We start from the raw sequence: 10,749 nt of genomic DNA, 5'->3' as shown, positions 1-10,749 counted from the left end.
AGAAGTCAATTCAAATCGTCACGCAACGAAAATCTTCTGAAACCACGATATACAAAACATTTCAAAGAACGATTTTTATTTTTTAGTGCCCACTAGTGATTTAACATATTAAATAGTGTAAATATGAAATAATATTTGTACATTGCATCATCGAGTTTGAATTTCTTTATAAAAAATAGAGGTTCAGCGAAACCTATTTTGCATTTAAGTGCAATCTGATAGTGTTGAAAGGGTAAGAGTGCCCACGAGTCATACGATCTAGCACATTGTAATCGTGCAATCAGATTGCAATTAAGAGGAGGAGAGGAGTCTCCTCCCTTTCTTTTATGGTAACGTGCCGTAATGAAATTGAATGATAAGACCCCCTATTTGACTGAAAATTAGACTTCGATCTGCCGGTAAATCTCTACTTTTATTCTCTCTAAATATAATCATTATGAATAAGACAAACCTGATTCTATTCTTCTCTTTCTCTTTGGCTTCAATTGCGATAATTGCGTGTAGTAGCGCTAAAACCGAAGCGGAAACGATCCGTACGAATGTTCCTTTAGACTCTATCGTGTTGAGCGACCCATGTATTTTAGCCGATGAGGTTACCTCCATGTATTACATGACCGGAACCGGTGGGAAACTTTGGAAAAGTAAAGACCTTAAACTCTGGAGTGGACCTTACGTTGTTGCCCAAACCGATTCGAATTCCTGGATGGGTCCGCGACCGATGATCTGGGCTGCCGAACTCCATTCTTATCAAGGCAAATATTATTATTTCGGCACGTTCACCAACCGCGATGTGAAGATAGATACCGTAGCCGGCAATGAAATCGAGCGCCGGGCATCGCATATCTTAGTCAGCGATAAGCCCGGTGGACCTTATGTGCCTATGAAAGACGAAATCTATCTGCCGGCAAATAAACCTACGCTCGATGGTACCTTCTGGATTGATAAAGATGGCAAACCCTACATGGTGTATTGCTACGAGTGGTTGCAAGCCATTGATGGTACAATGGAAAAGATAGAATTGAAATCTGATTTAAGCGGCTCAATCGGTGAGGGTAAACTCCTTTTCCGCGCCAGCGATTCGCCCTGGAGTCGTGAGAAAGATGCCGATGGCAACGACGTGCCGAACCGTGTGACCGATGGTCCTTATCTTTTCGAAACCGGAACCGGTCGGTTGGGCATGATCTGGACAAGCTGGATATATGATGTTTATACGCAAGGTGTAGCCTACTCTGAAAGCGGAACCCTTGATGGGCCCTGGATACATGAACCGGAACCTATCACTCCTCCGAATTTCGGTCACGGTATGCTTTTCCGCACCCTGGATGGCGAGATGTTGATGTCTGTGCATAGCCACAAGGAAATGAAAGACGGACGCTATCACCGTGTGCCCCATTTGTTTAAGGTAGATATAACAGGCGATAAATTGGTGGTTGGAGATAGGTATGCCGTCATGTTATAAAACAGAAAAGTCTATATCCAAGAATGACAGTTTACAGAAAAATAAGTAAAAAAATAGTCGGGCAAAAAGAATTATTACTCGTTGCCCGACTATTTTTAGGGTATTTAGCTAATTAGCTTTTGTCAGCTATCGCTTATTAACAAAGACCTCGTCCATACAGATATTCTGACCCGTCGTACGATAACTTTCGTAACTATGCAGGCGAATGTAACGCTTGTTCTGGTCGCCAAGATCGAACCAGTGAACGATGCCGTAATATTTATCATCGTAGCTTGTGGTTCCTCCATTCAGCTCTTCGCGTGTAAACGCATCCCACGTTCCGGTTGTAGCGGCATTGGGGCCCAAAACAGTCCAGTTTGTCAAATCATCGCTCACTTCAATCTTCACTCTTTTCGCAGAAGGTTCTGTCCACTGCAACCTCGGCATGATACCGAAGGAGTTGTATCCGATGTGTTCTTCGCCTAAGTCGAAGGTAAGAATATATGGATCGGAAGGATTACTGGCGCGATCTGTCAGTTCAATGTACGAATTGGTAGATTGTGCCTTGTTGGCTGGCCAGAAATTATCAAACAGTCTGGTGAAATGAGCCTGTTTATTAGCTGTGTTACTACTAAAATCGGCAATGCTCCATAAGCTCTTATTTAGACCGATACCATAGCCGGGCATGCCTTGTCTTACCATAATGGATTTTTCAAGCTGTGTACCCTTATCGAGAATAGTAACAGTAGCCACACGTTCCAGATTGCCAATGGTGTTGGCTTGAGGAATGGTTATGTAAACATTTCCATCTTTTCCATAAGCATCAATCCAGTCTGCATCAACAGATATATTGGCCTCTACGCCTTGGGCTGTTGCAATGAGCTTTTCTACCAGCGCATCGGACGAAACAACGATCTCGTTTACCTGTAGATAATCACCTCCCCATTGTATGTCGTCCAACGTACCTTTCACAGCAGTGAGTTTCAGGTATGCATCGTTGGCTATTTCGACTTTATCATTAGGGGTGGATAAGCGTATTGGAATTATCCACCGGCCTCTTGGCATTTGCGCAAGCTTAATAACCAGCTTGTTTGCGGCAACCTGCTCGCCTTCGGGCATGGTAACATTCTTTGCAATGGTGTAGTATTGAGGATCAAGAATATTTTCTCCCTCCAGAACCATAGTCGGATCAATAGAATAGATTATTTCCAGGTTTTCTGTTGTTTCTATATCCAGTACCGAATTCATATCCAGTTCGTGAGTTTCTGTCGGATCATCGGCAAAGTCTATGAATACTTCTCCCTTATTATCTCCATCGATTGACAAGATCGGCTGCTTCAAGGTTAAGGCCAGCAACAGATTGGATTTTTCGTCAAAGATGTTCTGTGAAGGACTGCCGATTGCCAACGGGATATAATAAGTACCGTAGCCTAGATTTTCCAGTACACTGCTTGTTTTAAGCGTTAGCGGAACAGATGTTTCATTCGCCCCTTTTGTAATTACAAAATTCTTTTCGAAGGAATAATACTTTTCATCCAGCATGGTGTAATCCGTTTCCTTGGAAGCATTATAAGCAATCAGATACTCGTTGTCTGTTGCTATGGTTCCCTCGAACTTATCCTGGAAGAATCCGCCTTTATGAATCCATACTTCATATACGTAGTCTTCCACCTTCATTAAGGTAATCGTTTTTTGCTGCAAATCGCTGTTTGCAATATAGGCGGTATCGTCAATCATTCCATCATACTTGCTATCCGTACATGAAGAAACGAGTAGCAGGACTAGAAATATAAAACTTATGTATTTTTTCATTGTCATTTGCATTTTTACCATTTATAATTCTGTACCAACAAATCATTCTTATTGATAGCGCTTTGCGGAATCGGGAAAAGATAAAAACTCGGCGTGAAAATTCTCTTTTCCACTACAGTACGTTGATAGAACTCTACCGGATATGAGTTTGTATTTATTTTGCCTACAGCCTGGATATTCATTCCATGAATGTTGTTACCCTCTGTGCGTTCGCCAGTCAGCCAACGGCGGCAATCATAAAAGTTCATCCCCTCGAAAGCAAATTCGATACGACGTTCGCGGCGAACCAGATCTCTTAATTGCTTCTGGTCGTTGACAGCTTCCGGATATGTTTCTTCTATATTGGGTAATCCTGAGCGTTCGCGAATCATATTCCAATACATAAATATATTAGGATCGTTCAGTTCGCCTGTTTCGATGCCTGCTTCTACATAGTTCATCAGTATTTCGGCATAACGCATATAGGGGATTTCACGTTTAACAGCTTTGGCCGGATTGCCTTCATATTCAGGCGACAGAAGCTTCATCGTATTGTATCCGGTGGTACAATGGTTATGTGATGCATCGGGACCATTATTGCCGTTCTTAAACATTTCCATAAAAATTCTTTCCGAAGTCTTATTAGGAATAAACCAGGTAAGTCCGCCATAGAATACCGATACATAGAAGCGAGGCTCACGGTCAATGTACATTTTGAACGTGTTGCGCTGTACCTTTTCGAGAGGATGGGTAAAGCTGGCAAATCCATCTTCAGCATATCCGGTTGAGTAATCGATATCGGGTTTATTGCGACTCTCATCCAGATAACCCCGGATTGGATAGCGTCCGGAATTCATGGCATAGGAATCAACCATTTCCTGTGTTGGCGCATATCCACCTGCATATCCTCCAACGCTATTTGGAACCATACGTTTATCGAAATAACCATCTGTTTCCAGAAATGAAAAAATCATTTCTTTATTCTGCGAGGTGACAAATACGGATTTGTAAGAGGAGTACGGGTCAATGTGTCCATTAGTGTCCAACACTTTAATCAGATCGTAACATCCCAGATTAATTACATCCTGGGCTGCCTGACGTGCAAGTTTCCATTTATTAAGGTCTTTCTGAGCCGGGAACAAAGGAGTTCCGTCCGGGTTTTTCACCTCAGCATACATTGGATTACCATTGAACTGGTCGCTTGCAGATTGCAGCAAGATACGAGAACGGTAGGCCAAAGCAATAGCTTTGCTCATGCGTGCATAGCTATTGCCTTCTTGTATAAGCGGCAGATAAGGATTCTCGGATAATTCCTTGAACTCGGTGGTTACCCATTCTACACATTCATCCCATGTATTGCGGGCACGATGCAGATCCAGTGAAGTGAAATCAACCAGTTCGTCTTTTAACAGGATAACAGGTCCATACATCCGCATAAGTTGCGCATAATAGTAGGCGCGTACGCAACGAACCTCTGCTCTCCACTGTTCTCTTGTATTTGAATCGACTTCGCTTTCAGGGCATTTGTCCAGATTGTGAAGAAAATAGGTGGCTTCGCGTATAGCCTTGTAATAGGCATACCATTTATCGTGCGGAGCAGAAGATGCTGTCCATGCACCCATGTCGAATGTTACCACGCTGGTATAGGCCATATCAACATCACTTGTGGAATGCATACTAGGCATTGTAGGCTCATTGTATGTCCGGATGTAGGAATATACCCCGAACATCGCCTTTTCAGTTGAAGCATAGGTGGAGAATATCTGATCCGGGGAACGCAAATCTTCCGGTGTTGTATCAAGGAACGAATCGCACGATGACATTATTATGGCAGATAGTGTTACCCATAATATGCGTTTCAAATGTATTGTTTTCATATTCATGTTTTTCTGTTCTAAATGTTAGAAGTTAATGTTAAGTCCCAGATTAAATATCCTTGAAGGTGGATATTTTCGCCCGTCAGTAGTACCCAGTTCGGGGTCGTACAGTCTCATATCAGCCGCCCAGGTCAGAAGGTTAACTCCTGATACATACACACGCAGGTTCTGAAGTCTCATATTATCTACCCAGCGTTTGGGGAAGGTATAACCCAATTCGACATTCTTCAGACGTATGAAAGAAGCGTCGCGGGTCCAGAAAGTAGAACGTTTTGCATTGTTATTGTCGTCCCAGGCCACATTATTCAGACGCGGATAGCGTGCATGCGGGTTCGGATTATCAACCGACCAATGATTTTTCACTACATCTTTAAGGAAGCCGTCGTTGTTGGCAAATCCCGATGAGAAAGGAATCATGGCCCAACCTTCTTCCTGAACAGTTACCCGTGCAGTTCCCTGAAAAAAGAAAGAGAGATCAAAACCTTTCCAGCCTAATGAACCTCCAAATCCGTAAGTGATTTCGGGAATGTCCGAGCGGCCGATTGGAATTTTATCAAAATCGTCTATCTTACCGTCTCCGTTTATATCTTGGTATTTGATATCTCCCGGACGCAACGTACTGTGAACAGCTTCGCTGAACTGCACCGGACTACGGTCTATTTCTTCCTGAGAATCGAACAGCCCAAGTGACTGGAAGCCATAGTACTGATAATAATTCCGGCCTATCTTGTCCATATAGGCATATTTATTCTGTTCGTCACCATCACGCAGGACTTTATTGGCTGCATAGGTAAAAGTACCGCGTGCCATCACATATACATCGCCAAACTTGTCATTGTATTCAAAAGAAGAATCGAATCCCCAGCTTTTCATTTTACCGACATTCACCATAGGAACTTTCTGCAATCCCACGTATCCGGGAATATTATTGTTGCGCACAAAGATATGGTCGCGAACATCGTGGTAAATATCACCCTGAATTTCCAGTTTGTTGAACAATCCCAGTTCGAAACCATAGTTCTGCTTGGTCGATACTTCCCATCCTACATTAAGGTTCGGAATTTCGTCCACACGCTCACCATTGGTACTGGTGTAATTTCCATAAATATAGTTTCCGGTATTGGCTACCGTACCCAGATAGATGAAACGTACATCGCCACCAATCTGGTCGTTACCTACCTGTCCAATAGATGCTTTAAACTTAAGTTTGGAGATAACATCAGTCAAAGGTTCAAAGAATTTTTCGTTGGATACATACCAGCCTACTGCCGCCGATGGGAAGAAACCTACCCGGTGTCCCGAAGCAAAGTTTTCAGAACCGTTGTATCCAAAGTTTCCTTCGATGAAGTAACGGCTTGCATAGTCGTAAGTGATACGTCCTGCCAATCCCTGGTTCTTATAGGGTAGAGATTTGATAGATGTGATATCTTTCCATGTCTCGTTTTTAACCCGTTGGTTGTACAACAATAATCCTCCTACACGGTGATCGCCGAACAAACGGCTATAGTTAATTGAGGCTTCCAGGTAAGTGGCATTGCTACCTCCTGAGGTAGTGCTGAAATTGGGTCCCGACTGTGTTACTTCCGGAGAGTTAAATATAAGATTTCCGTCGTCATCGCGTCCGGCCGCTAACCACATATCAGCCTGCTGGGTGTATTTATTGGTATGATATGCATCTGTATCAAAAGCAAATTTCAAACTGGCTTTCAACCCGGGTGTGATGAAAGAGAAATCCTGATCCAATCCCACCATTGAGTTCAATGTGCTCTTCCAGTTATTACTATAGCCTGCATTAGTAACCTGGTAGTATGGATTCTGTACGCCCTTTACCATACCCCAGTATCCATTGGAATAGCGGATAGGGAAAGCATTGGGATTCAATACGAAAGCAAATTTCCAGATATCGCTTTGATTAGCTGCTTCTCTCTTTTCTGTAAGGAATCCTCCCAGAGTAAGTGAAAGTACGGTATTGGGATGCAGGTTAATATCCAGATTTGAACGGAAGTTATAGCGTTTAAAGTTTGGATTACCATTGTATTTGCTACTACCTCCTTTAAAAATTCCATCTTCGTGATAGAATGCTCCTGAAACGAAATATCGGGCAATATCACCCCCACCAGATACATTGGCGGTTACACGTTGGTTCGTTGTGTTTGATTTAAAGATCTCATCCAGCCAGTTTACATTCGGATACAGGTCAGGATCTGAGCCATCCCGGTATTTCTGAATAGCTTCATCACTATAATACTTATAGCCCTTCATTTCGTTATATAAGGTAGCCCAATCTGTTGCATCTGCCAGTTCGGGAACTTTGGTAGGTTGAACAACACCGGCTTCCATCTTAACAGACACTTTCGGTTTACCTTCTGAACCACGCTTTGTTTTAATGAGCACCACCCCATTCGCTCCGCGAACCCCATAAAGAGCAGTAGCTGTTGCGTCTTTTAATAAAGAGAAACTTTCAATTTCTTCCGGATCTAGCAAATCTAATGTGCGTTCTACACCATCTACAAGGATGAGAGGTGTTTTATTTGCACCAAATGTAGAAATACCGCGAATCCAGAATTCGGCCGAGCTACCCGGCTGACCGCTTCGCTGGATAGATACGATACCTCCCAGTTGTCCGGCCAGGTTGGTTGAAATGGAGGAGTTGGGGACTTTCAGTTTACCAACTTCGATTGTACTGATAGAACCGATTACACTTTCTTTGCGTTGTGTGCCGTATCCTACAATTTGAACTTCATCCAAAACTTCGGTGTCCGGTGACATCTCAACAATTATATTATTCCGGGTCGAAGAGACTTCCGTTTCTATAGCTGCATAACCAATGTAGCTGATTACTAATGTTATAGTACGGTTGGCGGGTACGGAAACAGAAAAATTACCATCCATATCCGTTGTACTTCCTATACTAGTGTCTTTCACCCATACAGTAGCACCAATAAGGGTTTCTTTTGTTGTCTTGTCGACAACTCTACCTGTCACTTTCCGGGTAGAAGCTTGGGTGATTTCTGTTACTACCTCCGAAGCCCGGGCAGTTACAAATGGAACTGCAATAAAACAGAGAATGATAAGACTACTTATCAGTCGTTGCCATAAAGAGTTTAACTTTGTAGGTTCATTCATAATACATGATTTAATGTTACTGAAATTTGATTAATTGGATTTGCTTTTTCTTCTTGATGCGGGGGCGACCCCCTAGGTTTTCCACAAATGCTTTTCATACTTCTTTAGAATAAAATTAAAATGAAAAAGGTTATCTAGTTTCTTTTGGTAAAAGTGAAGAAAAATGGGATACGCGTTGGTATTCGTTTATTCAGAAATGGTTCTATTTTGTACAATCCACCTTAATATTCACTTTTTTATTGTTCATATCACTTCAGGCTAAAACTACTCTCATTTTTTTCATCGGAAGAAGAGGATGCTACCCAGACTTTGAAGTCTCCGGCTTCGGCTTTCATCTGCATATTGAGGTCGCAGAAAGCAAGATCATCGGCAGTAAGCGTAAAGGTTACCGAGCGCGTCTCGCCACTTTTCAACGCCAGTTTGCTGAAGCCTTTAAGCTCTTTCACCGGACGGGTTACGCTTCCCACCAGATCGCGTATGTACAACTGAACAATTTCTTCACCATCGCAATTGCCGGTATTGGTAACATCGGCGGTGACGGTCAACGTTTCTTTCATAGAAATCTCCCTTTTATCTAGTCTCATGTTACTGATATCGAAGGTGGTATAGCTCAGTCCGTAGCCAAATGGATAAAGTGGCGAATTGTCTACATCGATATACGAACTGCGATAATAAGCTTTCGGGTTATCCTTAAGCAAGGGACGACCAGTGTTCTTGTGGTTGTAATAGATAGGAACCTGCCCTACATTGCGCGGGAAACTCATGGTGAGCTTGGCCGACGGGTTATAATTGCCCGCTATCACATCGGCAATGGAATGACCGGTCATTGTTCCGAGGTACCAGGCTTCCATTATGGCGTCTATGTTTTTATCCTCCCAGGAAAGATCGAGTGGGCGTCCATTCATCAAAACCAATCCGATAGGTTTACCTGTTTTCTTAAGCTCTTTCAATAGGTCGCGCTGCGAACCGGGAAGCGTGATATCTGTGCGACAAGATGCTTCGCCACTCCAATTGTAGTCTTCGCCAGCTGCTACAAGTATAATATCGGCTTGGCGGGCTATTGCTAAGGCTTGCGCAAAGTTCGCAGTGCCGCGTCTTCTCTGATCGCACCCTTCGGCATAAAGGAATTTAATGTGGCTATCTTTGTATTTCTCAGTAATTCCTTCGAAAAGAGAAACACTTTGATTGTGATCGCCACGTCCGGCCCATCTGCCGTTCACGCTCTGTTTGTTTTTCACCATTGGACCTATCAGGGCAACGGTTTTCCGTTCAGTTGGCAAGATGGGGAAGAACTTATTATCATTTTTCAGCAACACGATAGATTTGCGTCCGGCATCGCGAGCTACTTCGAGAAATTCGGGTTTAAATAGGGTTGCCTTTTCACGTTCGTTATCCAGGTAGCGGAAAGGATCATCCATTAATCCGGTAATAAACTTCATTTCGAGAATGCGACGCACAGCACGGTCAATGGTAGCTTCGGATACACGTCCGGCTTCTACTTTGGCCTTCAGGTGTTCGAAAAATCCCCCGCCTGCCATATCCATATCGATACCGGCATTGGCAGCCAGTTGAGCCGCATGAGCCTCATCTGCGGCCACTCCGTGAGCGACGAGTTCGTTGAGAGCGTTATAGTCTGTTACCACAAATCCGTTGAAATTCCATTCATATCGAAGTACATCGGTATACAGGAATTTGCTGGCCGTACAGGGCACACCTGATATTTCGTTGAAAGCCGTCATGAATGTGGCCACACCGGCATTCTTAGCTGCTTCAAAAGGAGGAAGATACACATCGCGCAAAGTGCGTTCAGATACATCGACGGTATTGTAGTCTCTGCCTGCTTCGGCGGCTCCATACGCGCAGAAATGTTTGGCACAGGCCAGCACTTTATTTGTACGGGATAAGTCTTCCGTAGTTTCTCCCTGGAAACCTTTTACACGTGCTTCGGCTATGAGTGAACCGAGGTAAGTATCTTCGCCGGCGCCTTCCATCACTCGTCCCCAGCGAGCATCACGGGCAATGTCTATCATCGGCGCAAACGTCCAGTTTAAGCCTACCGCTGAGGCTTCTTCGGCAGCTATGGCGGCGCTTTTCTTCATCAGTTCCAAATCCCACGAACAGGATTCGGCCAACGGTATAGGAAAAATTGTTTTAAATCCGTGGATCACGTCGTAACCAAACAGGATGGGAATTTTCAGACGAGATTCGGAAAGCGCCAGTTCTTGCATGCGGCGTATTCCCCGTACGGAAGTCGTATTAAAGACACTACCTACCAATCCTTTTCTGACGTGAGAATCTATATCTTCGTTGATAACAGGACCGGTTACGTCCTCCCGGCAGGAGTATTGAGTCATCTGTCCGATCTTCTCTTCGAGCGTCATGAGTGCCAGGAGCGAATCTACACGTTCTTCGATACTTCTGTTATTACTATAGCTTGTCCATTTGCTCGAATTACTGCACGAGCTGATCATGAACGAAAGACCCACAAGGATAACAACTGCTAACTTCCTCATATTA

General features: G+C 43.7%; 5 protein-coding genes. 1 reads left to right on the top strand and 4 read right to left on the bottom strand.

The genetic code is table 11. The features are described from left to right. Positions 1-436: 436 nt before the first annotated feature. A complete protein-coding gene (locus D0T87_RS21535; protein WP_163177984.1) occupies positions 437-1,459 on the top strand; it encodes a glycoside hydrolase family 43 protein in 1,023 nt (340 codons plus the stop codon). A 126-nt stretch (positions 1,460-1,585) separates the two neighbouring features. On the opposite strand, the gene D0T87_RS21530 is transcribed toward D0T87_RS21535, so the two are convergent. The 4 genes from D0T87_RS21530 to bglX form a co-directional block, all read right to left on the bottom strand. Beyond that, positions 1,586-3,250, bottom strand: a complete 1,665-nt coding sequence (locus D0T87_RS21530) for a BT_3987 domain-containing protein (RefSeq protein ID WP_163177982.1) — start codon at positions 3,248-3,250, stop codon at positions 1,586-1,588. A 14-nt stretch (positions 3,251-3,264) separates the two neighbouring features. Continuing rightward, a complete protein-coding gene (locus tag D0T87_RS21525; protein ID WP_163177980.1) occupies positions 3,265-5,106 on the bottom strand; it encodes a RagB/SusD family nutrient uptake outer membrane protein in 1,842 nt (613 codons plus the stop codon). Positions 5,107-5,130: 24 nt separating this feature from the next. Beyond that, positions 5,131-8,232 carry a TonB-dependent receptor gene (locus tag D0T87_RS21520; protein WP_163177978.1) on the bottom strand — a complete coding sequence of 1,034 codons (3,102 nt, stop codon included), beginning with the start codon at positions 8,230-8,232 and terminating at the stop codon, positions 5,131-5,133. A 248-nt stretch (positions 8,233-8,480) separates the two neighbouring features. Continuing rightward, positions 8,481-10,745 carry a beta-glucosidase BglX gene (gene bglX / locus D0T87_RS21515; protein ID WP_163177976.1) on the bottom strand — a complete coding sequence of 755 codons (2,265 nt, stop codon included), beginning with the start codon at positions 10,743-10,745 and terminating at the stop codon, positions 8,481-8,483. Positions 10,746-10,749 lie beyond the last annotated feature (4 nt).

Source organism: Bacteroides sp. 51 (genome assembly GCF_010500965.1).
GTDB lineage: Bacteria > Bacteroidota > Bacteroidia > Bacteroidales > Bacteroidaceae > Bacteroides.
The sequence above is the reverse complement of the archived record's forward strand: the minus strand, read 5'-3'. Positions and strand labels throughout refer to the sequence as shown.

Excerpts from the sequence above, each read along its gene's own strand:
- D0T87_RS21535 (WP_163177984.1), top strand. The coding sequence starts at position 437 with ATGAATAAGACAAACCTGATTCTATTCTTCTCTTTCTCTTTGGCTTCA.
- D0T87_RS21530 (WP_163177982.1), bottom strand. The coding sequence starts at position 3,250 with ATGAAAAAATACATAAGTTTTATATTTCTAGTCCTGCTACTCGTTTCT.
- D0T87_RS21525 (WP_163177980.1), bottom strand. The coding sequence starts at position 5,106 with ATGAAAACAATACATTTGAAACGCATATTATGGGTAACACTATCTGCC.
- D0T87_RS21520 (WP_163177978.1), bottom strand. The coding sequence starts at position 8,232 with ATGAATGAACCTACAAAGTTAAACTCTTTATGGCAACGACTGATAAGT.
- bglX (WP_163177976.1), bottom strand. The coding sequence starts at position 10,745 with ATGAGGAAGTTAGCAGTTGTTATCCTTGTGGGTCTTTCGTTCATGATC.